The 25,310-nt window shown below is 65.3% G+C and carries 27 protein-coding genes and 6 pseudogenes; 19 read left to right on the top strand and 14 right to left on the bottom strand.

The annotated features are described in order from the left end of the window. Positions 1–2 precede the first annotated feature (2 nt). The 4 genes from M5I08_RS16460 to M5I08_RS16445 form a co-directional block, all read right to left on the bottom strand. A complete protein-coding gene (locus tag M5I08_RS16460; protein WP_219067974.1) occupies positions 3–1,271 on the bottom strand; it encodes an alpha-amylase family glycosyl hydrolase in 1,269 nt (422 codons plus the stop codon). Further along, positions 1,268–1,747, bottom strand: coding sequence for a nucleoside deaminase (locus M5I08_RS16455; protein ID WP_219067973.1), 480 nt, complete (start codon positions 1,745–1,747; stop codon positions 1,268–1,270). The genes M5I08_RS16460 and M5I08_RS16455 overlap by 4 nt, the downstream gene beginning before the upstream one ends. A gap of 75 nt (positions 1,748–1,822) precedes the next feature. Then, a complete protein-coding gene (gene ahpD, locus M5I08_RS16450; protein WP_219067972.1) occupies positions 1,823–2,359 on the bottom strand; it encodes an alkylhydroperoxidase, AhpD family in 537 nt (178 codons plus the stop codon). A gap of 50 nt (positions 2,360–2,409) precedes the next feature. Then, positions 2,410–2,997 carry a peroxiredoxin gene (locus M5I08_RS16445; RefSeq protein WP_219067971.1) on the bottom strand — a complete coding sequence of 196 codons (588 nt, stop codon included), beginning with the start codon at positions 2,995–2,997 and terminating at the stop codon, positions 2,410–2,412. Positions 2,998–3,103: 106 nt separating this feature from the next. Here M5I08_RS16445 and M5I08_RS16440 point away from each other — a divergent pair, with 106 nt between their 5' ends. Further along, positions 3,104–4,039, top strand: a complete 936-nt coding sequence (locus tag M5I08_RS16440) for a hydrogen peroxide-inducible genes activator (protein ID WP_219067970.1) — start codon at positions 3,104–3,106, stop codon at positions 4,037–4,039. A 123-nt stretch (positions 4,040–4,162) separates the two neighbouring features. Beyond that, positions 4,163–4,285, top strand: a pseudogene (locus M5I08_RS16435) (enoyl-CoA hydratase/isomerase family protein); the annotation flags it as partial. A gap of 3 nt (positions 4,286–4,288) precedes the next feature. On the opposite strand, the gene M5I08_RS16430 reads toward M5I08_RS16435, so the two are convergent. The 3 genes and pseudogenes from M5I08_RS16430 to M5I08_RS26920 form a co-directional block, all read right to left on the bottom strand. Next, positions 4,289–4,474 carry a (2Fe-2S)-binding protein gene (locus M5I08_RS16430; RefSeq protein ID WP_219068008.1) on the bottom strand — a complete coding sequence of 62 codons (186 nt, stop codon included), beginning with the start codon at positions 4,472–4,474 and terminating at the stop codon, positions 4,289–4,291. Positions 4,475–4,605: 131 nt separating this feature from the next. Next, a pseudogene (locus tag M5I08_RS16425) lies at positions 4,606–4,770 on the bottom strand (helix-turn-helix domain-containing protein); the annotation flags it as partial. Between the two features lie 497 nt (positions 4,771–5,267). Beyond that, a complete protein-coding gene (locus tag M5I08_RS26920) occupies positions 5,268–6,503 on the bottom strand; it encodes an ISAs1 family transposase (protein WP_370328652.1) in 1,236 nt (411 codons plus the stop codon). Positions 6,504–6,934: 431 nt separating this feature from the next. Between M5I08_RS26920 and bfr the strand changes: the two genes are divergently transcribed. The 15 genes and pseudogenes from bfr (at position 6,935) to M5I08_RS16345 (ending at position 19,127) form a co-directional block, all read left to right on the top strand. Then, positions 6,935–7,417: a bacterioferritin gene (bfr, locus tag M5I08_RS16415; protein ID WP_219067969.1), complete on the top strand. Its 483-nt coding sequence runs from the start codon at positions 6,935–6,937 to the stop codon at positions 7,415–7,417. Between the two features lie 128 nt (positions 7,418–7,545). Beyond that, entirely contained in the window at positions 7,546–7,713 is a 168-nt protein-coding gene (locus M5I08_RS16410) for a hypothetical protein (RefSeq protein ID WP_219067968.1), read from the top strand. A 53-nt stretch (positions 7,714–7,766) separates the two neighbouring features. Next, the gene (locus M5I08_RS16405; protein ID WP_219067967.1) at positions 7,767–8,261 is read left to right on the top strand and encodes a carboxymuconolactone decarboxylase family protein; all 495 of its coding nucleotides are present in this window, start codon (positions 7,767–7,769) and stop codon (positions 8,259–8,261) included. Positions 8,262–8,282: 21 nt separating this feature from the next. Beyond that, entirely contained in the window at positions 8,283–9,635 is a 1,353-nt protein-coding gene (locus tag M5I08_RS16400) for a type I glutamate--ammonia ligase (protein WP_219067966.1), read from the top strand. A 2-nt stretch (positions 9,636–9,637) separates the two neighbouring features. After that, positions 9,638–10,777 (top strand): amidohydrolase family protein, encoded by a 1,140-nt coding sequence (locus tag M5I08_RS16395; protein ID WP_219067965.1) that lies wholly within the window; start codon positions 9,638–9,640, stop codon positions 10,775–10,777. Between the two features lie 26 nt (positions 10,778–10,803). Continuing rightward, a pseudogene (locus M5I08_RS16390) lies at positions 10,804–11,542 on the top strand (1-acyl-sn-glycerol-3-phosphate acyltransferase); the annotation flags it as partial. Then, a pseudogene (locus tag M5I08_RS16385) lies at positions 11,542–11,984 on the top strand (SRPBCC family protein). The pseudogenes M5I08_RS16390 and M5I08_RS16385, both read left to right, overlap by 1 nt. A gap of 68 nt (positions 11,985–12,052) precedes the next feature. Continuing rightward, entirely contained in the window at positions 12,053–12,454 is a 402-nt protein-coding gene (locus M5I08_RS16380; protein ID WP_219068005.1) for an ArsR/SmtB family transcription factor, read from the top strand. Continuing rightward, positions 12,451–13,536, top strand: a complete 1,086-nt coding sequence (locus M5I08_RS16375) for a cation diffusion facilitator family transporter (protein ID WP_219067964.1) — start codon at positions 12,451–12,453, stop codon at positions 13,534–13,536. The genes M5I08_RS16380 and M5I08_RS16375 overlap by 4 nt, the downstream gene beginning before the upstream one ends. Before the next feature lie 86 nt (positions 13,537–13,622). Next, positions 13,623–13,853 carry a hypothetical protein gene (locus tag M5I08_RS16370; RefSeq protein ID WP_219067963.1) on the top strand — a complete coding sequence of 77 codons (231 nt, stop codon included), beginning with the start codon at positions 13,623–13,625 and terminating at the stop codon, positions 13,851–13,853. A 208-nt stretch (positions 13,854–14,061) separates the two neighbouring features. Beyond that, positions 14,062–14,367 (top strand): annotated as a pseudogene (locus tag M5I08_RS16365) (CocE/NonD family hydrolase); the annotation flags it as partial. 51 nt (positions 14,368–14,418) lie between these two features. Next, positions 14,419–15,732 (top strand): tyrosine-type recombinase/integrase, encoded by a 1,314-nt coding sequence (locus M5I08_RS16360; protein ID WP_249762837.1) that lies wholly within the window; start codon positions 14,419–14,421, stop codon positions 15,730–15,732. A 246-nt stretch (positions 15,733–15,978) separates the two neighbouring features. After that, positions 15,979–17,205, top strand: a complete 1,227-nt coding sequence (locus tag M5I08_RS16355; RefSeq protein WP_249763288.1) for an IS110 family RNA-guided transposase — start codon at positions 15,979–15,981, stop codon at positions 17,203–17,205. Positions 17,206–17,259: 54 nt separating this feature from the next. Beyond that, positions 17,260–18,174 (top strand): annotated as a pseudogene (locus M5I08_RS16350) (CocE/NonD family hydrolase); the annotation flags it as partial. Between the two features lie 56 nt (positions 18,175–18,230). After that, positions 18,231–19,127, top strand: coding sequence for a dienelactone hydrolase family protein (locus tag M5I08_RS16345; RefSeq protein ID WP_219070798.1), 897 nt, complete (start codon positions 18,231–18,233; stop codon positions 19,125–19,127). 3 nt (positions 19,128–19,130) lie between these two features. Here the strand turns inward: M5I08_RS16345 and M5I08_RS16340 are convergent, their stop codons facing one another. From M5I08_RS16340 to M5I08_RS16325, 5 genes are all read right to left on the bottom strand, one after another. Beyond that, complete coding sequence (locus M5I08_RS16340; protein WP_219070801.1) at positions 19,131–20,447, bottom strand: cytochrome P450; 1,317 nt, start codon at positions 20,445–20,447, stop codon at positions 19,131–19,133. Positions 20,448–20,520: 73 nt separating this feature from the next. Beyond that, on the bottom strand, positions 20,521–20,841 hold the full coding sequence (locus M5I08_RS16335) for a hypothetical protein (RefSeq protein WP_307728272.1): 321 nt from the start codon (positions 20,839–20,841) through the stop codon (positions 20,521–20,523). 168 nt (positions 20,842–21,009) lie between these two features. Next, positions 21,010–21,159 (bottom strand): transposase, encoded by a 150-nt coding sequence (locus tag M5I08_RS26915; RefSeq protein WP_370328651.1) that lies wholly within the window; start codon positions 21,157–21,159, stop codon positions 21,010–21,012. Then, complete coding sequence (locus M5I08_RS16330) at positions 21,111–21,509, bottom strand: transposase (protein WP_256469554.1); 399 nt, start codon at positions 21,507–21,509, stop codon at positions 21,111–21,113. The genes M5I08_RS26915 and M5I08_RS16330 overlap by 49 nt, the downstream gene beginning before the upstream one ends. Continuing rightward, positions 21,391–21,894 carry a transposase gene (locus M5I08_RS16325; protein WP_249762835.1) on the bottom strand — a complete coding sequence of 168 codons (504 nt, stop codon included), beginning with the start codon at positions 21,892–21,894 and terminating at the stop codon, positions 21,391–21,393. Before M5I08_RS16325 ends, M5I08_RS16330 begins: the two co-directional genes overlap by 119 nt. Before the next feature lie 592 nt (positions 21,895–22,486). Here M5I08_RS16325 and M5I08_RS16320 point away from each other — a divergent pair. Next, positions 22,487–23,152: a maleylpyruvate isomerase N-terminal domain-containing protein gene (locus M5I08_RS16320; RefSeq protein WP_219068479.1), complete on the top strand. Its 666-nt coding sequence runs from the start codon at positions 22,487–22,489 to the stop codon at positions 23,150–23,152. Positions 23,153–23,248: 96 nt separating this feature from the next. On the opposite strand, the gene M5I08_RS16315 is transcribed toward M5I08_RS16320, so the two are convergent. Beyond that, positions 23,249–23,983 carry a recombinase family protein gene (locus tag M5I08_RS16315; protein ID WP_219068478.1) on the bottom strand — a complete coding sequence of 245 codons (735 nt, stop codon included), beginning with the start codon at positions 23,981–23,983 and terminating at the stop codon, positions 23,249–23,251. Between the two features lie 67 nt (positions 23,984–24,050). Here M5I08_RS16315 and M5I08_RS16310 point away from each other — a divergent pair, with 67 nt between their 5' ends. Beyond that, positions 24,051–24,257: a hypothetical protein gene (locus M5I08_RS16310; protein ID WP_219068492.1), complete on the top strand. Its 207-nt coding sequence runs from the start codon at positions 24,051–24,053 to the stop codon at positions 24,255–24,257. Positions 24,258–24,277: 20 nt separating this feature from the next. Here the strand turns inward: M5I08_RS16310 and M5I08_RS16305 are convergent, their stop codons facing one another. After that, positions 24,278–25,270 carry an esterase family protein gene (locus tag M5I08_RS16305; RefSeq protein WP_219068477.1) on the bottom strand — a complete coding sequence of 331 codons (993 nt, stop codon included), beginning with the start codon at positions 25,268–25,270 and terminating at the stop codon, positions 24,278–24,280. Positions 25,271–25,310: the final 40 nt, after the last annotated feature.

Raw genomic sequence — 25,310 nt, 5'->3', positions numbered from 1 at the left:
CCTTAGACGGGCCGCATGATTCGCCAGCCCTGCGGCTCAATCTGCACCCGGTCGACGACTTCCTGGGGCGGCATACCACTGCCGGCGATGACATGCGCCTGCCCCACGCCCAGCTCGGCCAACACCACCTGCGTTGCGGCATCGTTGATGTTGAGCGCCACAATCAGTGCGTCGTCGCCGTGTCGCGACTCGTACACGTAATAGCGGTTGTCCAGTTGCAACGTCGACGTCGACGCGGCATGCAGCCAAGAGTGGCGTCGGCGCAGGCCAACCAGGTATTGATGTAGCCGCCATACCTCGGCCCTGCGCGCATCCAGTGCCGCTCGGGGAGAACCGAATTCGGGACGTACCGCGTCATCACCGCCGAACCGCTCCTCCTTGATCCCACGGTAGCCGAGCTCGTCGCCGGCGTAGATGCTGGGAATGCCACCCACGGTCATGAGGAGCACCAGGGCGTGGGCGAGGTGCTCAGATCGCTGAAGTTGGCTGGCGATGCGGGTGACGTCGTGGTTGCCGATGAAGGTCAGCGGCGCAAAGCTTTGCACGAAACCGTTGTGGCGCTCCATTGCCCAGTCCAGCTCGTAGAAATTTCCGTCGTTGAGGCTGCTCCAGATCGCCTTCCACAGTTCGTATTGGGTGACGGAGTCGAACCCGGTATGGCGGACCACCGCGGCGTAGTCACCGTGGATCAGCTCCGCGACGAACCACGCATCCGGCTGGAGTTGACGAACCCTCGGCAGGACTGAAGCCCAAAACTGTTGCGGGACAGCATATGCAGCATCCAGACGCCAGCCGTCAGCTCCTCGTCGCAACCAGTGCGCCATGACGTCAGTGGTGTAGTCGGCGACCTCATGGTTGTCGTGGTTCAGCGTAATAAGGTCGGCGTGGCCTTCGAAGGGGTAATCGCGAAACCACCCATCACGATAGCGAGCGAAGTCGGCGCCGACGTGGTTGAACACTCCGTCGAGCAGCACCCGTAAGCCGCGCCGATGCGCTTCGGCAATCAGATAGTCGAAGTCTTCGTCGTCGCCGAGTCGGGGATCAATCCGGTAGTGGTCGGTGGTGTCGTAACCGTGTGTGCGCGAGGCGAAGATCGGTCCCAGCGCGATTCCCGAAGCACCGAGTTGGATCGCGTGGTCGAACCAATCGACGATCCGTCGCAGCCGGTGTTCGCCCGGATCCGGGGGTTCCGTTGCGGGGAATGCCCCCACGAACCCGAGGGGATAGACATGCCACCAGATCACATGCCCGACCCAAGGCGGCACCGTCATCGCCGGTACCTGGCTTCGTAGAGGGATTTGATCTCGGCTTCCAATTCGGGAGCGGGCCCGTCAGCCACCACTCGGGGCGCCACCGTGTCGACCGGCAGCATGGCCACCGGCGTTGTGGGCACCTGCCACTCGCTCAGCCACTGGGTCAGCTGCGCGCAGGACGTGGCATAGACAATGCGCCCGAGACCCGCCCAGGCGTGCGCGGCCGCGCACATCGGACACTGCTCACAGGACGTATAGACCGTTGCTCGAATGCGATGAACCGGAGCCATATTCGCTACGGCCCATCGGATGATCCCCAGCTCCGCGTGCAACGTCTGGTCGTCATCGGTGACGCGATTGTGGTCCTCGTAACGAGTTCGGCCCTTGGCGTCGACCAGGATCGCCCCAAAGGGGCCGTGCCCATTGTCCAGCGCGGTTCGGGCGAGTTCGACGCAGCGACGCAGATGCTGCAGATCGATCTGGCTCACCACCACAGACCCGAAGTCTACGGTCGATTGCCCGACTCCTCACCAGCCCGGCCCGCGGGCCGCACGTCGCCGGGCGGCGCTCTACCCGGTCGCCGCCAGCGTTCGACTCGTCGCGATAGCCTGCGCGACACCCGCAACGACGGCGGCCACCTTCAACGCCTCGAGGATTGCTTCTCGGTCGACTCCGGCCTCGCGCAGGGTGTGCTCGTGGGCCGTCACGCAGTCCGAACACCCGTTGATCGACGACACCGCAAACGACCACAGCTCGAAGTTCGCCTTGTCCACGCCCGGGTTGGCGATGATGTTCATCCGCAACCCGGGGCGTAGGTCGTCGTACTTGCCGTCGAGGAAGCCGCGGCCGCGATAGAACACATTGTTCATGCCCATGATCGACGTGGCGGCCAACGCCGCCCGGTAGGCCTCGGAAGACAGGTGGTCGACCGCCTCGGCGGCAATCTCGGCCAGCACTTGGGTATTGCGCGTCGCCGCGGCACTAGCCAGCAGCGTGCCCCACAACTGCTCTTCGTTGAGCACGCTGGCGCGACTGATCGAGCCGAGGTTGAGCTTGAGGTCCTTGGCGTATTCGGGCAGCGCGTCCTTCAAATTCTCGATGCTCATGCGCCGCTCCTCCTCATCGCTTCACTCTGCATCGTCGCCGGCGCGGGTCATCAGGCCGACTTCCTCAACTCTTCGCCGGCGTCGATCGTGGGGTCGCCCTTACGCCAGTTGCAGGCGCACAGCTCGTCGGACTGCAGAGCGTCGAGCACGCGCAGCACCTCGTCGACGTTGCGGCCCACCGAACCCGCGGTCACCGAGGCGAACTGGATCTCGTTGTTGGGGTCGACGATGAACGTCACCCGGTCGGCAACACCCTCGTCGTTGAGCACACCGGTAGCTTCGACCAGTTCGCGCTTGATGTCCGACAGCATCGGGAACGGCAGCTTCTTGAGGTCCTTGTGCTGGACACGCCACTGGAAGTGGACGAACTCGCTGTCCACCGAAACACCGAGAACCTGCGCGTCGCGATCCTCGAACTCGTCGTTGAGCTTGCCGAACGCCGCGATCTCGGTCGGGCACACGAAGGTGAAGTCCTTCGGCCAGAAGAACACCACCCGCCACTTGCCCTCGTAGTCGTCGCTGGAGACCGTCGTGAAGTAGTCGCCGGGCTGCTGGGCGTTGACCTTGGACAGGTCGCCACCGATCAGCGCAGTCAGCCGGTATGCGGGAAACTGGTCACCAATGGTCAGCAGTGCCATGTTGCTCCTTTTCGAGAAGATTAGATTTAGTCAAGACTTTACTCAGTCCATATTGCCGCAACGCAACTCAGAATAAAAGGTGATATATCTCACTATACTGATAGGCATGACCGATAAGAGTTATCAGCCGACAATCGCCGGGCTGCGCGCCTTCGCCGCGGTCGCGGAAAAGCAGCATTTCGGCAGCGCTGCAACAACTCTGGGCCTCAGTCAGTCGACGTTGTCGCAGGCCCTCTCAGCACTGGAAACCGGTCTCGGCGTCCAGCTGGTCGAGCGGTCAACCCGTCGGGTTTTCCTGACCGCGGAAGGCAAGCAGCTGCTGCCGCACGCGCAAGCGGTGCTCGAGGCCGTGACCGCGTTCGCCGCCGCGGCCGCGGGCGCCTCAGACCCGCTGCAGGGCAGTATCCGGCTGGGGCTGATCCCGACGGTCGCGCCATATGTGCTCCCGACTGTGCTGGCGGGGATGGCCGAGCGGCTGCCCGCGCTGAGCGTGCGGGTGGTCGAAGACCAGACCGAGCGGCTGCTCACCGCACTGCGCGAAGGATCACTGGACGCCGCGTTGATCGCCTTGCCGGCTGCGGCTACCGGCATCAGTGAAATCCCGATCTACGATGAGGATTTTGTGCTCGCGCTGCCGCCGGGACATCCGCTGGCAGGCAAGCGGCGAGTGCCGGCGAGCGCACTGGCACAGCTGCCGTTGCTCTTGCTCGACGAGGGGCACTGCCTGCGCGACCAAGTTCTCGACATCTGCCGCAAGGCGGGTGTGCGCGCCGCGCTGACCAACACCCGGGCGGCGTCGTTGACGACGGCGGTGCAGTGCGTGACCGGCGGGCTGGGCGTGACGTTGATCCCACAGAGCGCGGTGCCCGTCGAAACCGCGCGCAGTCGACTCGAACTGGCTTACTTCGCCGCACCCCGTCCCGGCCGACGAATCGGGCTAGTATTTCGTTCGTCCAGCGGCCGGCAACGGTCCTACCGGCAGCTCGCCGGGCTGATCGGCCAGCTGGTCGGCAGTGATCATCAGATACGCCCAGCCGGGTAGGGCGCCCCGCCAACGGTGCCGGAGGTGAGCGTGTTCTAGTTTTCTCATGCTGGACTTCACGCCGGACGACATCGGCGCCGAAGACGCCGCGCGGCTGCGGGCTTTGTACGAGCCGTTGGCGACGAACCGATTCGTCCGGAAATCACTGCGGCAACCGTTCGCGAAAACGACCAGTTCGCCCAGCTGCTGGGCGGTCAGGCCAATGCGCGGGCGCTGGCCGATTTCACCGGTCGGCGTGGCAGCTGATCGCTACCGAGAGCCACTGGTCTCCAATTGCGCGGCCTGCGCGATGATCGCCCGCAGGGTGTGTCGGCAACGGCCACAGTCGGCGCCGGCGCCGCACGCGGCGGCCACCTCTTTGGATGTTGACGCTCCGCGAGCAACGCACTCGGACACGGTTTGGTTAGTCGCCCCGACACAAAGGCACACGTACATCAGCACACCCCTGCCGCTTCAACTTCGTCGCCCGACTGAACAGCCCGCATGTTAGTGGAGTCTAACCTATGTTAGTTAGCGCAGTCTAACCTAAGTCGATGAGCCCGCTCACACCCGGGCTTCGGTTCGGTGAGTGACAACCGCTCCGGTCTCTGGGCGACCAGCCGATAGACCTGCTCACGTGAGAGTGTGACCCCGCGTTCGGCCAGCAACGGCACCAGATCCGTGGTGGCGAACATGCCAGCATCAGCCATCAGTCGGCGCAGGTGCCAGTAGTAGCCGACCTTGACGCTCACGACATCCCCCGCTCGACCTCGAACGCGGTCGACAACGCGGCCCGCAGCATCCGGTTCTTCGCATTCGAACTGACGTGGGTATACACCGCGGTCGTCGAGGCCCACGAATGGCCAACCTGCTGCTGCACGAACAACGGATCGGTCCCGTTCTCGATCAGGCGCGAGATAGCAGCGGTCGAGCGTGGCGATGAGGAGTTTGCGCACGGTGGTCGAGCCGATGACGCTCCAGCGCCAGCTGCCGCGGCGTCGTTGGAACAGGTGCGGCAAAGCCGGGCCGGTGCTGCGTTCGTGCCCGTCGTAACGCGCTGTGAGAGGGATGGTTCCGCCGTTGCGGGCGCGCAGCCGGGTGATGATCGCGGCGAGCCCGTTCGCCAGCTCCGGGCCGACCAGCAGCAGCCGTTCCTGGTTGGCTTTCGAGGGGACGATTTGCAGCATCGGCACGATCTCGCCGGTGTCGGGCAGCCGGTAGGAGATCAGCGCCAGGTGGGTGAGCTCGGTCAGTTCCTCGACCCGAACTCCGGTGTGGCGCAGCGTTTCCACGATCGCCCACGACCAGAACGCCTCGTCTTCGGTGTCGGTGAGGTTGATCCGTTCGCCGGTGGCCAGATTCTCCACCAGCACCGGCGGTGTGACACCGCGGTATTCGGGCTTGTCGTAGGAGGCCGGGACGACGCGCCGGTATCCGCAGTCCCGGTGGGCGAGGGTTTCACCGATCGGTGTCGCGTTGGCTGCCGCCAGCAGGGCGGCCTGATCGGCGCGGTGGTCGTCGACGACACGCACAAGTGTCGGCAGCTGCGGAAGCCGGTCCCGGACGCGTTGGTGCATGTTCGCGACGACGTCGCGGTGGGCGTTGCGGTAACCGTCGGTGTCGCCGCGCCGCACCGGGCTGGGCGCGGCCCACGGCGCCCAGGTCGGGTCCTCCATCGCCCATTCCTGGATGTCGAGGTAGAACGCGCGGACGCGGTCGAGGATCTGGAAGTAGCCGAGCCTGCCGCGGTCCCGGGTGGCCCCGTCGGCGCGCACGCTGGTGCGGGCGCGCTGCTTCCACGCGTCGGCGACCACGGACGGCAGGTGCAGGGTGTCCAGATCGGGGTGGTGGGCCTCGATGTCGGCCCAAAACACCCCAGCGAGCACGTTGACAAGATTCTGGAACGTGTTGTGGTCCACACCGGGACGTCGCTCGTCGAGGTAGCGGATGAGAACCTTGCGAACGTTGCCGTCGCGCAATCGGTATCGGTCGACAAGTTCGGTCGTGCTACGTTGCCCGAGCCGGACGGCTTCCTGCATCGTCGCCGCTGTCCCCAGCTCGGCGATGTTGCGCAACGGCCCGCAAATGCGCTGGCTGAAGCGGTGTCGGTCTGGGTGTGCATCGCATCGAGAGTCACCGCCGCGCCGTCGAGATCAAGGTGGCCCAACAGTGTTCGCACAGCCGGTATTTCGTTGCTTTTCGCATCGACAGCCACCTGTCCGGGGACGACGCCGGCACCGTGGTCGAATGCGGCGACCAGGTGCGGGGCCTTTCCGTCGCGGCGAGTGCGTGCGCCGCGGACGGTTTTGCCGTCCACGGCAATCACGCGACGTTGGCCGGCGGTGAAGGTTCGCGTCCACATCCACTGGCCCAGCGCGAACGACCGGCACCCGGCCAAGGTAGCTGTGACCGCCAACGCGAGCACCCCGGCCAGTGGGTAACGGACCCCGCGCCGGTCACGAGGGTCTGGAATGGCGCCCAGCACGTTGAGCAGTTGCTGCCGGCGTCAGGCTCGCCTCGGGGGCCGATGCCGGACAGGATGGCATGTGGGTGTGACCTCGGGTTCGGACGGTTGGTTTCGCGGTCCCATCCAAGCCCGTAGGTCACATCCTTCACCTACGTCACGCCGGTCACACGACGATAACAGCCAAGGTCACAGGGCTGCAGATCAACTTTTCCGGCACCCTGCCATGAGTGCAGTCTCGGCGCAAGAGTTAGGCGAGAATAATCAGCAACCGCTGAGTCGCTCTGGGCAATTCTCAGCTCAACGCGCACCCTCTTTATATTGCACTCAAACATAGGCTCGCTTTACTTAGGGAAAGCTGACCTGAGTGAGTGTTACCTTTGCTGACAATGGGCTTGGGCTGGGGTAGCGTAGCCGCAACAACAGCGGTGGGAGCCCAGATAGGAGTGACAATGCAAGGCGATCCCGAAGTTTTACGTCTGCTCAACGAGCAATTGACGAGTGAGCTCACGGCGATCAACCAGTATTTTCTGCACTCCAAAATGCAAGAGAATTGGGGATTTACCGAACTGGCCACGCGAACCCGCGAAGAGTCATTCGATGAGATGCGGCACGCCGAAATAGTTACCGACCGAATACTGCTGCTCGACGGTTTGCCGAACTATCAGCGCATCGGGTCGTTACGCGTCGGGCAAACCCTGCGCGAGCAGTTCGAAAGCGATCTGGCGCTCGAGTACGAAGTGGTCAACCGGCTCAAACCAGCGATCATCCTGTGCCGGGAGAAGCACGACAGCACGAGCGCGAACATCTTCGAGAAGATCGTCGAGGACGAGGAAGACCACATCGACTATCTGCAAACCCAGTTGGAACTGATGGAGAAGCTGGGCGAGCAGCTGTATTCCGCGCAGTGCGTGGCCCGGCCGCCGACCACGTGACACGCCGCGCGTCCTGAGCGCGGATCACCCTCGAACCGACTGTCGACCGCCTGGTCCGCGCCGGCCACGTCGGGCAAGACGTCGACCGCGTGTGGCTCACGTCTTCAGGCCGGCAGCAAGTTAGTTTCGTGTCGGATCTGTTGCCGGACTGGATCGTCAACAAACTGGCCCAATCTCCGGGGTTCGACGGACGGCCCGACCGGGCCCAGGTGGACGCCGCACTCGACCGGATCGCCAAGCGGGTTGTCACTCAACGAGATTGGCGTGAAGAGCGCCCGCGGTCGATCGCTTCCTAGCATTACGGCCGACGGGTTTCGGGATACCGCAGTCGGAGGCGTACCATCTCGCCATGAGCCGCATCGGAGCATTCGCTGGCGACGACCTCGCGACCTGGATGACAAAATCTCCCGAACTTGGCCGCGCGATCGGCGCGTTCGCCAACGCCGTGTACGACCACAACCGGTTGCCGATGCGCACCCGCGAAGTAGCGCGGACCGTCATCGCCCACGCCAACGAATGCGAAGTGTGCGTCAACACCCGCGACGCCGACGGACCCGCCGCGGGCGTCGACGAGGCGTTGTACGAGCACGCCCGCGAGTGGCGCACGTGGCCCGGATACAGCGACCAGGAGCGATTGGCCGCCGAGTTCGCCCACCGATTCGCCACCGAGCACACGGTGCTGCGCGACGACGAAGACCTCTGGACCCGCTGCGGCGAACACTTTTCCGACGAACTGCCCGCCGACCCGGCGCTGTCGTGCGCGCTGTGGATGGGAACGGGACGGGTACTGCGCACCCTGGACATCGGCCAGAGCTGCCAGCTGGCGCTGCCCAGTCGGGTCTGACCTACCAGGCCCGCCCGGCACATGACCACCACACCCCTTGCCGCGGCGGCTATCGCCCAACTTGAGGTCGAAGGCGTCGACGTCGTCATCGGCACGGTGGTCAATCCAGCCGGGCTCATCCAGGCCAAGACCGTACCGATCCGCCGAACCAACGCATTCGCCGATCCCGGCTTGGGCGCCAGCCGGGTCTGGCACGGCTTCGCGATCGACCAGACCGGCATCGCCTTCACCGAACACATCGGCGTCGTCGGTGATCAGCGCGTCCGAATCGACCTGTCGGCGTTACACATTCTCGGCGACGGATTGGCCTGGGCGCCCGGCGCGTTCTTCGAACAAGACGGCACACCCGTCCTCGCCTGCAGCCGGGGAACGCTGGACCGCGTCGAAGCCGCGCTCGCCGAAGCAGGCATCCAGGCGAGCGTCGGTCACGAGATCGAATTCCTGCTAGTCAATCCGGACGGCCGTCGGCTGCCTTCGACGCTGTGGGCGCAATACGGCCTGGCCGGCGTACTCGAACACGAGGCGTTCGTTCGCGACGTAACCGCGGCGGCGGCCGCCTCCGGTGTGGTAATCGAGCAGTTCCACCCCGAGTACGGGGCCAACCAGTTCGAGATCTCCTTGGCACCGCAATCGCCGGTCGCCGCGGCCGATCAACTAGTGTTGACCCGAATCATTATCGGTCGCGTTGCCCGCCGCTACGGGTTACGCGTCAGCCTGTCACCGACGCCATTCGTCGGCGACGCCGGAAACGGTGCCCACCAACATTTTTCGCTGACCGGCCCGGCCGGCCCGCTGTTCTCCGATGGAGCAGGTGTCCGCGGCATGACCAGCACGGGCGAGAACGCGGTGGCCGGGTTGCTGCGCGGGCTGCCGGAGGCTCAGGGCGTTTTGTGCGGCTCGATCGTGTCGGGATTGCGATTGCATCCCGGCAACTGGGCCGGCGCGTATGCCTGCTGGGGAACCGAAAATCGAGAAGCCGCACTGCGCTTCATCGTTGGCGGCCCGGGTAACCCGCATGGGGGCAACGTCGAAGTGAAGGTGGTCGATCCGTCAGCCAACCCATATTTCGCCACGGCGGCAATCCTGGGCCTGGCGCTAGCCGGAATCAAAGACAAAGCCGTGCTGCCGCCCGAAACCAGGGTGGATCCGGCAGAATTGTCCGACTCGGAGCGCGCTCGCGCCGGCATCGTGCGCCTCTCCAGCTCACAAGCGCAAACTGTTGCTGCACTCGATAATTCGAAGCGATTGCGTGCAATTCTCGGCGACCCCGCCGTCGACGTTGTGGTCGCGGTCCGCCGTTTCGAACATGAGCAATATGCCGATCTCCACCGAGAGCAATTAGCGGACAGATTCCGTATGGCCTGGAGTGTTTGACGATGGCAGACCTGGCGGATCACATCGCCGGTGTGCCACTGATCGACCAGCACATGCATGGCTGCTGGCTGAGCGCGGGGCGCCGGCGCCGGTTTGAGAACGGTCTCAACGAGGCCAACACCGAACCCCTCGCCGAGTTCGATTCCGGATTTGACTCACAACTCGGTTTCGCAGTGCGCGCCCACTGCGCGCCGCTTCTCGAGTTACCTAAACATGCTGGCGCCGACGAATATTGGCAGCGGCGCAGGCAGTTCACCGAAACCGAGTTGGCCCGAATCTTTCTGCGAGCCGCTGGCGTCAGCGACTGGCTGGTGGACACCGGGTACGCCGAAGACGTCGCCGATGTCGCGCAACTGGCCGAATGGTCCGCCGGCCGCGCTCACGAAGTGGTCCGCCTCGAGCAGGTCGCCGAGCAGGCCGCACAGACTTCGGATGACTACGCGTCGGCGTTCGAGGAGATCCTGCACCGGCGCGCGGCGACGGCGGTGGGCACTAAATCCATCCTGGCCTACCGCGGCGGATTCGACGGGGATCTGACCGAGCCGTCAGCGGCCGAGGTCGCCGAGGCCGCCGCCCGATGGCGCGATCGCGGCGGGGTCCGGATAGACGATCGGGTTCTGCTGCGCTTCGGGCTTTATCAGGGTCTGCGAGTGGGTAAGCCGTTGCAATTCCACGTGGGATTCGGCGATCGGGACTGCGATCTGCACAACGCCAATCCGCTGTATCTGCTCGACTTTTTGCGCAGTTCCGGCGGTACGCCGATCGTGCTGTTGCACTGTTACCCCTATGAGCGCGAGGCCGGCTACCTCGCCCAGGCGTTCAACAACGTCTATCTGGATGGCGGCCTGTCCATCAATCACCTGGGCGCCCGGGCCCCGGCATTCATCGCCCGGCTGCTGGAGCTCGCACCGTTCCGCAAAATTGTCTACTCGTCGGACGGGTTCGGCCCGGCTGAGCTGCACTACCTCGGTGCCAGGCTGTGGCGCAACGGTATTCATCGCGTGCTGAGCAGATTCGTCGCCGATGGCGACTGTAGTGAGGCCGATGCGATCCGGGTGGTCGACCTGGTCGCGCATATCAATGCCGCCCGCATCTATCGACTTGACCCCGCCGAGATTAAGGACGCCGGTCGCAGGGTATAGGCCCGCCATGCCCGGCCTGACAGAAGTACATCCGCGACCAGTTGCCCGGAACGTGGCTGCTGGCATCGCTGTACTTGGGCCGAGGTGGCCAACCTGGAACGGATACCCGCCGAGGGGCCGGTGTTGCTCGTCGGCAATTACAGCGGCAACGTACCTCCGGGCACTTTCGTATTCACGCTGGCGTTCTGCTCCTGCTTCGGTGTCGAGCGACCCTTCTATCAATTGGCCCACAATCTCGTCGTCTCGGCGCCGCCATTAGGCTGGCTACGCAAATTCGGCACCGTGGCCGCCAACCACGAAAACGCGCGACTCGCGCTGGAAGCTGGCGCCGCGCTGCTGGTCTATCCCGGTGGCGACTACGAAGTGTTCCGGCCGTCGTGGGAGCGGCACAAGGTCGACCTCGGCGGCCGCACGGGGTGTGTACGGGTGGCGCGCGAGGCCGGCGCGCCGATCGTGCCGGTCGCCAGTGTGGGCGGTCAGGAGACCGCGTTGTTCCTTGACCGTGGGCAATGGCTGGCCAAGCTGCTCTCTGCCGACAAACTGCTGCGACTCAAGAGCGTTCCGATATCTTTGGCGCTGCCATGGGGTCTGAACATCAGCGACTTGGCCGGCCACATCCCGCTGCCCGCCAAGATCGCGGTGGAGGTGCAGGAAGCCATCGAAGTCGATGGTGACGACCGGGCGGCGCACGACAAGGTGATGGCCAGCCTGCAGGCCGGTGTCGACCGCCTTGCTGCCCGACGTCGTTTCCCGGTGATCGGCTGATGCGGGCCGAACGGTGCTGCGTGATCCGCGCCGACCGCGGTGCGGTCTGCAAGATCGTCAGCGATCCTGACCGCTACCCGTCGTTCATGAGCAGCCTGGAGCGATGGGAGAGCGCCAATGAACAACCGCCGGGCATGGGAGCCCGCTACATCGTGCACTGGAAGATCGGCTCGGTACCGGTGGGCGGGCTGATCGAAGTGGTCGAGTTCGACGACCTGCGCGACTTGGCGCGTGGGTCGGCATCACCGGTATCAGCCTGCGTGGCCGGATCCGGTTGCGGGATGCGGGGGAGGGCCGGACCAAGGTGACCTTCCGGCTGTCATACCCAGCGCCAGGCGGGATTTGGGGCTACATCGCCGACCGCGTCGCCGTGCGCCAGGTGGGGCGCACCACAGCCGATACACTTCAGCGCCTCAAGGAGCTCGTCGAGTCCAGCGGCTGACGACCACGCCGAACCGATGCGGCGTCCCGGACGTCGCGGACCATCCTCGCATGAGCTACTATCTGCATATGAACGCAGATAATGGCCAGGGCATCTCGATCCCGGAGGACCAGGTCAACCTCATCGTCGAAGTCTTCCGAATGTTGGCCGATCCCACCCGCATTCGGATGCTGTGGGCGCTGAGAGACCGTGAATTGTCGGTCAACGAACTCGCCGAACACTTGGCCAAGCCGGCGCCATCGGTGTCGCAGCACTTGGCCAAGCTTCGGATGGCTCGGCTGGTGCGCACCCGCCGGGAGGGCACCACAATCTTTTACAGCCTGGAAAACGAGCACGTAAGTCAGCTCGTTGTCGACGCGGTGTTCAATGCTGAACACGCCGGACCGGGGATACCTTCGCACCACCGTGGCGATGACGGGGTGCGCCGCATTACCCGCGACCGTCAGCAGCGCAAGGCAACTCAGCGATGAAAAGCGAGGACGCCAACACCGGCGCAGCTACTCACAAAGGCCATGACCATCGCCACGGCAACCACGGGCACTCTCATGGTCACGACCATGACCATCCGACGGGATTGCGGGGGATCGTCAAGGAGATCTTCGCGCCGCACTCCCACGATGCCGCCGATAGCTTTGACAATGCTCTGGAATCCAGCGTCGCCGGGATCCGTGCGGTCAAGATCAGCCTGCTGGTGCTGGGTATAACCGCCATCGCCCAGATCGTCATCGTCATGGTCTCGGGATCAATTGCGCTGGCAGCCGACACCATTCACAACTTCTCCGACGCCCTAACCGCGGTTCCGCTGTGGATTGCGTTCGCGCTCAGTACGAAAGCCGCAACCCGCCGCTACACCTACGGATTCGGGCGCGTCGAAGACCTCGCCGGTCTGTTCGTCGTCGCAATGATCACCCTGTCGGCCATCATCGCTGGCTATGAGGCCATCGAACGACTCATCCAACCCCAAACCATCGAGAATGTCGGCTGGGTCGCCCTAGCCGGTCTGGCTGGATTCGTCGGCAATGAGTGGGTGGCTCTCTACCGCATCAGAGTGGGACGGCGCATCGGCTCAGCCGCCTTGGTTGCCGACGGCCTACACGCCCGCACCGACGGGTTCACCTCGCTGGCCGTGCTGGTCGGTGCTGGTGGCGTCGCGTTGGGCTTCCCGCTGGCCGACCCGATCGTCGGCCTGGTAATCACCGTGGCGATCCTGGCCGTGTTGCGCACCGCCGTGCGCGACGTATTCCGTCGCCTCATCGACGGCGTCGATCCTCGATTGGTTGACACCGCCGAAGCGGCCTTGGCTGCGCGGCCCGGGGTGTGGTCGGTGCACAGTGTGCGGCTGCGCTGGATCGGCCACCGGCTGCACGCGGACGCCGAACTCGATGTTGACCCCACACTGAGTTTGGCTGCCGCGCATCGCATCGCCCACGATTGCGAACACGACCTGATTCATGCGCTACCCAAACTCACCACCGCGATAATCCACGCCTATCCCGCGCACGAGCGGAACGCCGCGGGGGAACATCGCCGAAATAGCGAGGCCGTCAGATAAGTCCCTTCCCGGCAGAGTTTAAGTTCGGTAGCAGTCCACCGCGCAAGCGCCGCGATGTTACCCGCGTGCTGCCTTAGAGTGGCGAGATGAGCGAGGCTGATTGGCCGCCGTGGGAGTACAAATGGTTCTATTCGACGGGCGAGGATGCCCTGAATGAAATGATGCGCAAAGCGAACGCTCTAGGGGAACAAAGATGGGAGATGGTTAACTTCGCGGTGGACCAGGCCAAACCCTTTACCGCCGTGTGCTTCTTCAAACGGGCGCGGCTCCCGGGGGAGACGCCCTCACCGCCCGAACCGCCTCGGCGCTTTCTCTAAATACCCAAATGGTGCGCGAGGCCAGCCGCCCACCTCATCAGGGCAGGAAGATGTCCGGGAGGCCGAAGTCGCTGAAAATTAGAGCACCGATGTCAGCAGCAAGGACGTCGTAGAGGGGGCCGAGCGTCGCCAAACCAGGCTGCGCCAAATCCAGGTTGGCTGTGAGCGCCCCTGAGCTAGTAGCGAGCTCGCTAGCTTCATCGACATCGGCCAGGCCGGTGTGGTCAGCCGCGGGCAGGCCGCTGGCTACTTCCGTCCGTTGATCGCCGACGCCGTCGCCGGCGGTGACACGGCCTTCGACGGGCCGTTCTGGGCCGCGCTGCGGCCGGGCATGGTGCTGCCCGGGATTGTCGCCAACGATGTCGCGGTCTTCCTGGTCGGCGGCTGGCACGACGCCTTCCAGCGCGATGCGCCGCTGAACTATGCCGCGTTGCAGAACGCCTTCGCCGGGCGGCCCGACGAGTCGCCGATGCAACCCGGTCAGCCGGTGTTTGATATACGGGTGATCTGCGGCGGGTCGGCCGCCCGAGCGTGGGTCGGTTGACCGACGAGCGAGGAGACCGCGGTGGACCAGTTCATGCCTTGCCTGATCCGTCACCATCGTGGGTCGGAGTTGGCCGCGATCACGCCGGGGCATCCGCTGCTGGATGACTACCTGGCTTTCGTTGCGGCGCGAGCCCGGACCAACGCCTGGCTGGCGGTGGCCTCGGATTTGAAGATCTTCTTCGGTGTGGTTGCCAAGGAACCGACTCAGGTGAACGCCGCAGATGTCTTCGCGTTCTTGGCCTTTCAACGCACTGCCCGTTTGGGTGAGCGGGTGGTGCGGTTGGAGGACGGCGAGCCGGGCCTGGCGGCGCGCACGATCGCCCGCCGGTTGTCCAGTGTGCGTGGCCTGTATGCCTACCTCGCGGCCCGCGGTGACACCGGCGTGAGCCGCAACCCGGTGCCGACCAGCCTGGCGGCGCGGCGCCCCGGTGCTCGGCGCGGGAAGGGCGGGATGCCGTTGATCCGCACCCCGCGCACGCTGCCCCGGGTGCTGGTGCCGAGCGAGGTCGACGCGCTGCGGGCGGCGCTGCGCACCCACCGCGACCGGGCCATGGTCGAGGCGATGCTGCTGGGTGGACTGCGACGCTGTGAGGTGCTGGGTCTGCGCCTCGACGAAGTCAACGCCGGCGAGCGGCGGGTGTTCGTAGCCGAAGGCAAGGGCGGTCGGCAGCGGATGGTGCCGGTATCGGCGCGGTTCTTCGCATCGCTGGGGGACTATCTGGATCAGGAGCGCCCGCGGACGTCGAGCGATCGGGTGTTCGTGGTGTTGAAGGGATCCCGGCGTGGCCAGCCGTTGTCGGCCGCCGGTCTGGACGAGATCCTCGACGGTGCGCGCGCCCGCGCCGGGCTGAGGCAGGCGACGTGCCATCAGCTGCGGCACACCTGTTTCACCCGGCTGCGGGAGGCGGGAATGGCGCTGGAGGCGATTCAAGCCCAGGCCGGCCACCGATCTATGCGGATGACGCTCGTTTACGCCCGAATCGCCGATCGCACCGTCGCCGACGAATACTTCTCCGTCAGCGAAAAGGTCGAAGCCCTCTACGATCAGCCGCGCGCACTGCCCGCCGACGCCGAAGGCGCCGAAATGCGCAAGCTCCGCGCCGAGATGCACCGCCGGATGCTCGGTAACGGCTACTGCGCCCGACCCGTCGGCCTGGACTGCCACTTCGAATCCATCTGCGAATCCTGCACCTTCTTTCAGACCACCATCGAATTCGGCCCGCCCTGCAGGCACAACGCGACGACGCCGCCGAAAAAGGACAGCTCGGCCGCCAGAAAGTGTTCGACGGACTGCTCGCCCGACTCGATCAAACCGCCTCCTAATGAGTATTAGCGGGTCCGGCCTTCGGGCAGACTTGCTACCGGTAGCGGCCGGTGGGTGAGCACTGATGCCTCCTGGATTTCGAGTCCTGATGTCAGATCGTCGCCCCCACCGGTTCGCCCGGGAGAAGGGATCGCTGATGGGATGTCGTGCCCGCCCGCGTGGCGTGAGCACTGCTTCATTAGGTCGCCGAGAGTTCTCCCGCACGCTGCCGGCTGTAACCCGGACAACTGCAGACAGGAGCGAGGAGTGGCGAAATTGCTGTACGTGGGCGACGATTGGGCGGAAGATCATCACGACGTCGAACTGATGGACTCGGCGGGACGCAGGCTGGCCAGGGCGCGGCTGCCCGAGGGCGCGGCCGGGATCGCGCGGTTGCACGCGATGATCGGCGCCGAGCTGGGCGCCGACGCCGACATGGCCGAGGTGGCGATCGGAATCGAGACCGACCGGGGCCCGTGGGTGGCCGCGCTGATCGCGGCCGGATACACCGTGTACGCGGTGAACCCGCTGTCGGTGGCCCGGTACCGGGAGCGGCACAGCGTCTCCGGCGCCAAGAGCGACCCGGCGGACGCACACACGCTGGCCGACATGGTCCGCACCGACTCGCACCAGCTGCGCCCGGTGGCCGGCGACAGCGCGGCAGCCGAGGCGGTGAAAGTTGTTGCCCGCTCGCACAAGACGATGATCTGGGACCGCACCCGCCACACCCAGCGGCTGCGGCACGCGCTGCGCGAGTACTTCCCCGCCGCGCTGGAAGCCTTCGACGATCTCGACGCGGCCGATGCGCTGGAACTGCTCGGCAGAGCCCCCGACCCCGCGTCGGCGGCGAAGCTGAACCGCAGCCAGATCCGGGCCGCGCTCAAACACGCCGGTCGCCGCGACATCGACACCAAGACCAGCCGGATCCAGGACGCGCTGCGCGGCGAGCAGCTCGGCCGCGACCCGGTGATCACCACCGCGTACGCGGCTGCCACCCGCTCGATCGTGGCCGTGCTCACCACCCTCAACGAGCAGATCGCGATCCTGCAAGAGCAGGTGGAGGAGCATTTTCACCGGCACCCGGACGCTGAGATCATCCTGTCGCAGCCCGGCCTGGGACCGATCCTCGGCGCCCGGGTGCTCGCCGAATTCGGCGACGACCCAGCACGGTACGCCGACGCGAAGGCCCGCAAGAACTACGCCGGAACCAGCCCGATCACCCGCGCCTCCGGCAAGAAGAAGGTCGTGCTCGCGCGGTTCGTGCATCAGGACAGGCTCATCGACGCGCTGATGACGCAGGCGTTCTCCGCGCTGCGCGCCTCGCCCGGCGCACGCGCCTACTACGACAAGCAACGCGCCCGCGGCCTCGGCCACAACCCCGCGCTGCGCCAGCTCGCCAACCGGCTCGTCGGAATCCTGCACGGCTGCCTCAAGACCCGCACGCTCTACGACGAAGCCACCGCCTGGCCGTCCCACAATCAAGATCAACAAACCGCCGCTTGACATTTAAGCTCCTGGGATGTCTGACAAGACGCACTTGACAAGATCACCCGCATAATGTCCGAGCGGCTGCGGTTATTGATGGACCCCTGGTATCACGTCTCGGACTTCGGTGGGCTGCACATCAACGCCCTGCAACTGCGCTGGTTCGACCATTGGCTGCGCGACGAGGCGGACGCCGCGATCTGCGGACCGCCATTCACCTTCCAGGCCATCGGAAGCCCGCGGTGGTTCCATGCCCGCGACTACCCGCTGGCCGAGGCGACGCCGACCCGCTTCTACCTGTCCGACTCTGGCCAGCTGACCGCCGACTGCGCACCGCAAACCTCCACGGCAACAATCAGATACGTGGGACGCGGCCCGGTGGCCGGTCGAAGCATCGAGCAGTGGACCCTGGGAATGACCAGCTTCATCCGCGCCCAGCGCGGCGGCCAAACCCACTACGACCAGGACAACCGGCGACTGCACCGCGCCGCGCTCACCTACACAGGAGAACCGTTCGCCACGCCGACACTGCTCGCCGGACCGATCACGCTGACCGTGCAGGCCACGGCCACCACCAGCGAAACGCTGTGGGTCGCCCACCTCGACGACGTCGCGCCCGACGGAGCCAGCCGCCCGGTGACCCAGGGAGCACTGCTCGGTTCCCACCGCGCGCTGGATCCGGATCGCACCTGGCGCCTGCCCGACGGCACCGTGCTGCGGCCGCACCACTTCAGCACCCGGTCGGCTGTTGAGCCGGTGGTTCCCGGCGAGCTCACCCGCTACGACATCGAGATCTTCCCGACCGCCGCGATGATCGCCTCGGGCCACCGACTGCGGCTGACGGTGACCACCTACGACTTCCCACACCTGGTTCCGACGAAGCCGGCCCGCCGCGCCCTGGCCGGTGGCAGCTACCAGCTCCATCAGGGTGGCCCCACCCCGTCCCATCTGCTCATCCCGGTAGCTGATCCGGACAGCTTCAGCTGACCTGGCCCGCAGCGACATCCGCCCGGCACTGCGGTTTTCGGTGCATACTCCCCAAGGTGACCCCGTTACAGCAGTACGTTGCCGAAGAGATTGCCACCGACCACGTCGACGGTCTGCTGACTAGGCGCGAAGCGTTGCGGCGCCTGGCGCTGCTCGGTCTGGGTGGCGGGGCGGCGGCCGCATTGATCGCCGCGTGCGGCGGAAGGCAGACGCCGCGTCCGAGCGGGTCATCAGGGACGAGTGGGGCGGCGCCGCCGGGCATGGACAAGGCGTTGCCGACGGAGCCGATCTCTTGGCCGGGCCCGCGTGGACAGCTCCTGGGCGCCTGGGCGCAAGCCCACAATGCGCGTCGCGGTGTGTTGGTCGTTCACGAGAACAAGGGTCTGAACGATTGGGTGCGGTCGGTGGCTGGTCGGTTCGCCGGGGCCGGCTACTCGGCGCTGGCCATCGACCTGCTGTCCGAGGAAGGCGGCACGGGGCACTTCGCCGATCCGGCGCAGGCCACCGCCGCATTGAGCGCCGCCAAACCAGACCGCTTCATCGCCGACCTGAATTCCGGTATCAACGAACTCCAGATGCGGGTGCCCGGCCGCAAGATCGCGGTCGTCGGGTTCTGCTTCGGCGGCGGATTGGTGTGGCAACTGCTGGCTTCCGGCGCACCGGAACTGTCGGCCGCGGTTCCGTTCTACGGGCCGCTGCCCGACAACCCGGACTTCGCCGGCTCCGACCGCGCCGCAGTGCTGGCACTCTATGGCGCCCTCGACACCCGTGTCACCCGCTCCGCGGCGGCGGCCAAGGCCGCCCTCGAGCGGGCCGGGCTGGTCAACGACATCGTCATCGAACCCAACGCCGATCATGCGTTCTTCAACGACACCGGGCCGCGCTACAACGCTGCCGCGGCAGACGATGCCTGGGGGCGGGTGCTGGAGTGGTTCGGCCGCTACTTGGCCTAGATGTCAGCGGGTGGCCATCGACCGCGCCGGGCCCAGTGCTACCGGCAGCGTCGACCAACCATGCAGAACCCGGGTGTCACGGCGACTACCCGCGCCGACCGCACGCACGTCGGGGAAGCGGTCGAAAACTGCCCGCAGTCCCACTTCGCCTTCGGCTCGAGCCAGGGCCGCGCCTAAGCAGAAATGCCGACCACCGGAGAACGCCAAATGCCGGCCGGCGTTGTCGCGTTCGATGTCGAAGCGGTTGGGATCGGCGAACACCTTTGGGTCACGGTTGGCCGCGCCCACGTACACCACGATTAGTTCGCCTTGTTTGACCGAGACACCGGCTATCTCGGTGTCGTTGAGCGCAAGCCGTGCGGTGAGCTGAACCGGTGATTCCAACCGCAAGATCTCCTGGATAGCATTGGCCCACAGCTGCGGTCGCTGACGGAGTGCGAGCAAATGCTCAGGATGATCCAGCAGCATGCGAATCCCGTTGCCCAGCAGATTTACCGTCGTCTCGAAACCGGCCGCTAACACCAGACCCGCGACCGCGTGAAGTTCGGACTCGTCTAAATACGTTTCTGCTGAACCACTTTCGGATTTCTCGATCAGCTGGCTCATCAGATCGTCGCCCGGGTTGCGGCGCAACTGCTGCAGATGCTGCGCCAGCCAGAAGTTGAATCCGGCTATCCCACGTTGCACGCGGCGGTATTGCGGCCAGGTGAGGCCGAAATCCAGACTGGGAGCGGCTAGCTCGCCGAACTCAACAATGCGCTGTCGATCGGCGTCCGGAACTCCCAGAATGTCGCTGATAATCGACACCGGAAGCTTCGCGCAGTACCGGTCGACGATGTCGACGACACCTGGTTCGCGGGACAGTTGATCCACCAGCGTCGCCGCGGTCTGCTCGACCCCATCCCGTAGTTCGGCGACCGCCCTGGTGGTGAACACCGACGACACCGTCTTGCGGTAGCGGGTGTGGTCTGGTGGCTCGACCGCCAGCAGCGACGGCGGACGTAGCGGATGAAGTAAATCGTCGCGGGTGCGAGTCTCCAGCCACCGCAGCGGCGCCGGCAGATTCGCGCCGATCGACAGCACCCGGAAGTCGTCTGATCGCAGCAGTTCATGCCCGATCGCATGGTCCGCGGTGATGTAGCCGATACGTGATTTCACCAGGTGGCCGCGGGCCCGGACCTCCTCGTAGAACCGCACCGGGTCGGCTTTGATGGTTGGGTCGGCGATCAACCGAGCCTGCACGTCGCCCCGTCGGGCGCCGATCGACGCGACGCCGCGCACAAAGCCGTGCAACGCCAGCCAGTGCACCCTCTGCTTCAATGCGATGTCCACGTCGACCCTTTCCATCGTCTCCGCGATCGCAAGCCTAAGACGAAGGCGGAAGTCGGGGCCGTTAGGCCAGTTCCCAATTCATGTTCTTTGCGAACGCCATCGCGTCGTCGCTGGCGGTGCCAAGCGCGTGACATCGCTGGATGTACTCGCGGACCATCGGCAGGAAGTTCACCAGGTTGTAGGCGCCTTCCTCATAGCTCCACAGGTTGTCGCCGGCATACTTCATCACCGACAGATTGGCCGTCTGGTGAATGCTCCCGTCGCCGGGATCACGCATCCGGTTGAGAAACTCGCAAAACACCCAGCCGCGGTCGGTGTCAATGGAGTACCAGGACGTCGGGTAGAAGTCACGACGTCTCGCTGCCCCCGGGAAAACATTCATCGTCGAGACGATCCAATCGCGAATCTGCTCGCGCCCGTGAAACGTCCCGTAGGTGTGCTCGACGTAGGTTGCGTCCTCGGTGAACGCGTCGGCAAACCGCGACCAGTCCCAGCTGGAACCGATTCCATCACGACTTCTTGGATCTACTGACGTTTCTGTGGGCGGGTTTCATGCTGCTCGGCCGGGTAGTGGTGGGCATAGGCCGCCGCGGGTGAGCATGGCCATGCCGATCAATGCGCCGGGGCTGTGAAATCCATACGCCCGCTTGGTCAGTGTTCGCAGGTGGGTGTTCGTCGCCTCTGAGCGCGCATTCGACAGGCCGTGATCAAGGGGGTGTTGCAGATCAACTCCCGGTAGTGGCGGATGGTGCGGGCGAGCGCGACGAACTCGGGGATACGCGAGTGCGACGCCCACGACAACCAGCCGGCCAACAGCTGCCGCCCGGTTTGGCCTTTAACTCGAAACACCTCGCGGAGTTGCTCTTTGAGAAGGTAGGCGCGGCAGAGGGTGCGGTTGGTGTCGGTGGTCTCGGCGAGGCTGGTGCGCTGCTCACCGGTCAGGTCGGCCGGGTTCTTGCGGGTCGCCCGCATCGCGTGACGGTCGCGGACGCCGGCGTGGGCCATGGTGCGCACCCGCGCCCGGTCGGGGGCTTTGAGCGCCCAGGCCACGACATGAAACGGATGCAGGCAGACCGCCGCCTGCGGCGCCGCGTGCTCGCAGCACGGTGTGAATCCACTCGGCCCCATCGCAGCTGACGCGGGTCAACGCCGCGCAACGTTGGGCGCCCAGCTGGTCGAAGAACTTCCCCAGGGTGTCTTGGTTTCGGCCCTCGCCGGCCCACACCAGCCTCCCGGTCGTATGCTCGAGCACGCACGTCACGTAGCGATGTCCCTTGCGGTAGGCGATCTCGTCGACGCCGATGCGGGTCAGCCCGGCGAGCAGGTCGCTGGTGTCGCGGCCATCGGCTACCACCCGAGCAACGGTCGCGGCGATGGCGCGCCTCGCTGCGCCCAGGACCAACACGGCGCCATCGATGAGGGTCGCCTTGGCCACGCCGGTCACCTCCGCCGAGTGCCGCGCGAGGCGACGGGACCGCCCCTCACGCGTCAAGGGCGCTACCGCGTCGCTTCGCGATGGCCCTTTCGGCTGCCCGCCGAATCGCACGGCGCTCGGCTCGCACCAACAGCGATCAGTGGCCCACGTCCGCCAAACCGCTCCACGAAGATTTCAGGTGGGGCCAATTTGCGCCGTCACAGTGGGGCCACCTCAAGTTGACATAGCCACCCAGGATCGCGGTGATGGCGATGACTGTCTCATTGCCCACCGACAGCGAAGATCCGACACACGCGGTGCGAGACAAGAAATGAGACACCGCGTGTGACGTTCAGAGCTGAGCGGCGCGGAATCTTCAGCGTTATTTGGCGCACCGAGGAACTGAAATCGGCGAACGGGTGGCGCTAGCTAGGACGACCCCGAGTGGCGAGGCAGTGCGCGTGCGATCCTCTGCCTCACAGTCCTCTTAAGAATTGCAGTACGGTGGCCGATTGTGTCCGACGAAATGAGTGCAGATGACGAGAGCAACGAGGGCTGTCGATTACGGCCTCAGCTATGCACGGGAGCTGAGGCCGCTATCGGGTACCGGACTGTGCAACAGCGTGTCGATGCGCTGATTCGCGGCCGCACCGATCTCGGTGATCTGACCGTGCCCGCCTGCCCGGAATGGTCAGTTCGTCAAACGGTGAGCCACCTGGCCGGTAGCGCTGAGGACCTGATTTCGCTGAACCTTGATGGTGCGGGAACCGATGAGTGGACCCGCGCCCAACTGACCCGTTTAGCCGACTGTAGCCTCGATGAATTGCTTGCCATCTGGGCCGAGAATACTGGCGCGGTCGCGGATCTCTTCGAGCAGAGCCCGAAAATCTTTGGCGCGCAGGCAGTTTTTGATGTGCTTACTCATGAGCACGACATTCGCGGTGCAATAGGAGAACCCGGGCTACGCGCGGAGGATCCAGTCTTTGTGGTGGCTGCCGGTTTTCTCATGACGATGTTCGACCGGTTCATTCGGCGAACTGAGAGGCCTGCACTTCGGTTGACCACGCCGACCGTAGGGACGGTGCAGCTCGGTGATCCCACTATGGCACCTGCTCGAATCACACTTAACCTTAGTGATTTTGAGGCTCTGCGCACCTTCGGGGGGCGACGAAGCAACGGCCAGATCCTGGCGCTGCCCTGGCGCGGGGACGCCGCCAACCTGTTGCCGGTCTTCAGCACAGCCATCATTCGACCGCCGACCAACGATCTGTTGGAGTGATCCAACCGTCGCAGAACCCTGCGCGACTCGCGCTGCTGCTCGGTCGATCGCTGGCTCGACGCACGCCCTACCGGCTCGTCGACTCTGGTCGACTGGCTATGCCTGACGGACGAACAGGCGCCGAGCCTGATCGGCGCTGCGATGTGGGCTCCGACTAACCGCATCCGATCCGGAAGGTATTGCGTTGGGCCGGAGGGGGTTAGGGAATTTGGTGTGGCTCTTGTCCGCATTCGGAAGATCCGCCGCCAGGTAGCGGTGCAGCGAGGTTTTGGGGATGCCTGTCTTGGTGGCGATCTGGCCGAGGCTGTTGCCTTGCTGGCGAAGGAGTTTGGCGTAGTCGATCTTGTCGGCGGGGTGGGCGGCGGGCCGGCCGACGCGGCGGCCGGCGGCTTCGGCGACGGCGCGAGCGTGGGCGGCGCGTTCGGCGGTATAGGTGCGTTCCATTTCCGCGAACAGCGCGAGCAGCAGAAACGCAATGCGGCCCATGCCGTCGTCGCTGGTGTCGATCGGCAGCGGGTCGCCCAGTGACCGCACCCCGATGCCCTTCCCCGCGAGATCGTGGACGAGGTTCAGGACCTCGCGCAGATTGCGGCCCAGCCGGTCCAGAGTGTGCACCACGATGGTGTCGCCCTCGCGGGCGTAGCCGAGCAGCTTCGTCAGCCCGGGCCGATCGACGGTACGGCCGGTCTTCTTGTCGCTGTAGATCCGCGAGGCGGGGATGCCGGCGGCAGTGAGTGCGTCGAGCTGGCGTTCGAGGCTCTGCTTGGTCGTAGACACCCGGCAGTAACCGAGTTCGAGTCCGCGTAGTGGGCGTTCCTGACCGGTTCCCATGCCGATACCGTACCGGAAGTCGCCAGCGTACGGTTATTTTGGAACATGCTTACCTAAGTTCGGGTGGGTGAAGTTTCGCCGGTCCCGCAGTCTGGATGGTGAGACCATCCGCTCGGCCACCCTCGGCCGTGACGGCGCCAGGCTGTCGGCGCAGGAAACCGCCAATGGTGCAGGGCTTACGGCCGAGCTTCTTGACGCCATCGAAGCCGACCAAATCCCGACGGATGACGAGGTGGCCCGGATCAAGGAGCTGCTGGCCGCCCTGGGTGGCTGACTCGCCGCCTCACAGGGGTGTTAGCCGCCCGATCCGCCCGGGTGGGCACCGAGGTAGCCCTGCAGGTCGGGCTTCATGGCGTTCAGCTGGGCGCCCCAGTACTCCCAGCTGTGCGTGCCGTAGGGCGGGAAGTTGAACACGGCGTTGTGGCCACCCGCGGCGGTGTACGCCTCTTGGAACTTCTTGTTTCCGCCGATCATGAAATTGCTCTCAAGGAACGTCGCCGGCAAGTTGGCGCCGCCCAGTTCATTCGGAGTCCCGTTGCCGCAGTAAACCCAGAGCCGGGTGTTGTTGGCGACGAGCTTGTCGACGTTGACAGTGGGGTCGTTGCGTATCCATGCCGGGTCGTTGTCTGGTCCCCACATGTCTTCCTTCTTGTAGCCGCCGGCATCACCCATCGCCATGCCTATCCAGCTCTGCCCGGTGGACGGGCTGAGGTAGCCGGACAGCGAACCGGCGTAGATGAACTGCGCAGGGTGGTAGATCGCCAGATTCATTGCCGATGCACCAGCCATCGAGATGCCCACCGCGGCGCTGCCGGTCGACTTCACGCTCTTTTCCGAAGCCAGGTAGCCGGGCAGCTCGCTGGTCAGGAAGGTCTCCCACTTGTACGTCGAGCAACCGGCCTTGCCGCAGGCCGGGTTGTACCAGTCGGTGTAGAAGCTGGACTGCCCGCCAACCGGCATCACGACCGACAGCCCGGACTGGTAGTACCACTCGAAGGCGGGGGTGTTGATGTCCCAGCCGTTGTAGTCGTCCTGGGCGCGCAGACCATCCAGCAGATAAACGGCGGGGGAGTTGTTCCCACCGCTCTCAAACTGGACCTTGATGCTGCGGCCCATCGCGGCCGACGGTACCTGCAGGTACTCGACCGGAAGGCCGGGCCGGGAGAATGCCCCCGCCGTCGCCGCTCCGCCGAGTAGGCCGACGAGGCCCGGCAGTGCGGCGGCCGCAAAAGCGGCGACCGTCAGTCGCCGCACCCAGCCACGCATCTTTTCGTTCACGAATTTCATCCGGCGCCCCTTGTCGTACGGCCATCGCGCGATACTTCGC

It is taken from the genome of Candidatus Mycobacterium methanotrophicum, from assembly GCF_023515995.1.
In the GTDB taxonomy this organism is placed as follows: Bacteria; Actinomycetota; Actinomycetes; order Mycobacteriales; family Mycobacteriaceae; genus Mycobacterium; species Mycobacterium methanotrophicum.
Note: the sequence above shows the minus strand (reverse complement) of the source record. Positions and strands in the feature narration are given on the sequence as shown.

Bases quoted from the DNA above. Each gene is read 5' to 3' on its own strand.
- M5I08_RS16305 (WP_219068477.1), bottom strand. From the start codon at position 25,270: ATGAAATTCGTGAACGAAAAGATGCGTGGCTGGGTGCGGCGACTGACG.
- M5I08_RS16445 (WP_219067971.1), bottom strand. From the start codon at position 2,997: ATGGCACTGCTGACCATTGGTGACCAGTTTCCCGCATACCGGCTGACT.
- M5I08_RS16405 (WP_219067967.1), top strand. From the start codon at position 7,767: ATGAGCCGCATCGGAGCATTCGCTGGCGACGACCTCGCGACCTGGATG.
- bfr (WP_219067969.1), top strand. From the start codon at position 6,935: ATGCAAGGCGATCCCGAAGTTTTACGTCTGCTCAACGAGCAATTGACG.
- M5I08_RS16460 (WP_219067974.1), bottom strand. From the start codon at position 1,271: ATGACGGTGCCGCCTTGGGTCGGGCATGTGATCTGGTGGCATGTCTAT.
- M5I08_RS16430 (WP_219068008.1), bottom strand. From the start codon at position 4,474: ATGTACGTGTGCCTTTGTGTCGGGGCGACTAACCAAACCGTGTCCGAG.
- M5I08_RS16395 (WP_219067965.1), top strand. From the start codon at position 9,638: ATGGCAGACCTGGCGGATCACATCGCCGGTGTGCCACTGATCGACCAG.
- M5I08_RS16400 (WP_219067966.1), top strand. From the start codon at position 8,283: ATGACCACCACACCCCTTGCCGCGGCGGCTATCGCCCAACTTGAGGTC.
- M5I08_RS16335 (WP_307728272.1), bottom strand. From the start codon at position 20,841: ATGAATGTTTTCCCGGGGGCAGCGAGACGTCGTGACTTCTACCCGACG.
- M5I08_RS16315 (WP_219068478.1), bottom strand. From the start codon at position 23,983: ATGGGAACCGGTCAGGAACGCCCACTACGCGGACTCGAACTCGGTTAC.
- M5I08_RS16440 (WP_219067970.1), top strand. From the start codon at position 3,104: ATGACCGATAAGAGTTATCAGCCGACAATCGCCGGGCTGCGCGCCTTC.
- ahpD (WP_219067972.1), bottom strand. From the start codon at position 2,359: ATGAGCATCGAGAATTTGAAGGACGCGCTGCCCGAATACGCCAAGGAC.
- M5I08_RS16370 (WP_219067963.1), top strand. From the start codon at position 13,623: ATGAGCGAGGCTGATTGGCCGCCGTGGGAGTACAAATGGTTCTATTCG.
- M5I08_RS16380 (WP_219068005.1), top strand. From the start codon at position 12,053: ATGAACGCAGATAATGGCCAGGGCATCTCGATCCCGGAGGACCAGGTC.
- M5I08_RS16375 (WP_219067964.1), top strand. From the start codon at position 12,451: ATGAAAAGCGAGGACGCCAACACCGGCGCAGCTACTCACAAAGGCCAT.